The 581-nt window shown below is 64.9% G+C and carries 1 protein-coding gene; it reads right to left on the reverse strand.

Features of this window, described 5'->3' with window-relative positions:
* Window positions 1-115 precede the first annotated feature (115 nt).
* On the reverse strand, window positions 116-581 hold a 466-nt coding region (locus PKF00_RS44975), incomplete at its 5' end, for a hypothetical protein (protein WP_271223772.1).

Consider the following 581-nt stretch of genomic DNA (forward strand, 5'->3'; position numbering starts at 1 on the left):
ATTCCGCGCGGCAGGCGGAGATCGCGGTGCGGCTGACACAGGCGGGCAACCGGATAGCGCTTTACCGCGTATTGGGTGGCGATCAGTCGACGCCGACGGTGGCGGGGCCGGCAACTCAGCCGTAAAGCGGGACGATCTGCGGCAGTTCGACGGTAGTGCGAATGCCCGGCGCGGCCGCACAGACCGCTGGAATGGCATTGATAGGTCGATGCGCGGTCAAGCCGGGCGTGTAGGCGGCGTAGTCTTCCTCCGCGACCGGGAAAGTAATGTCCACCTTGACAGGCGTGTCGCCCTCGGTGCTGATCCGCCATCCGGACTCGCGCAAGTCCCATTCGTGCTCGATGTCGGTGGTGACGTACCAGTTAGCGCGGAAGCGCAGGATCGGACGACCCTGATGCTTGCAGGTGATGGTTGTACGCATCGCGCCGACGGTGCCGGCGGGCACTTTGCCGGCCGCTATATCGAGGTCACCGCGCGTCGCGGAAAGTTCGCCGACCGCTTCTATATCATCGCAAGGTAGCCCCATGGCCTCGGCGACCTGCGAAAGCGAGCTGCCGAAATCCCCCTTGAGATGCTCGGCC

The sequence above is a fragment of the Streptosporangium carneum genome, from assembly GCF_027922005.1.
GTDB classification, from domain to species: domain Bacteria; phylum Actinomycetota; class Actinomycetes; order Streptosporangiales; family Streptosporangiaceae; genus Streptosporangium; species Streptosporangium carneum.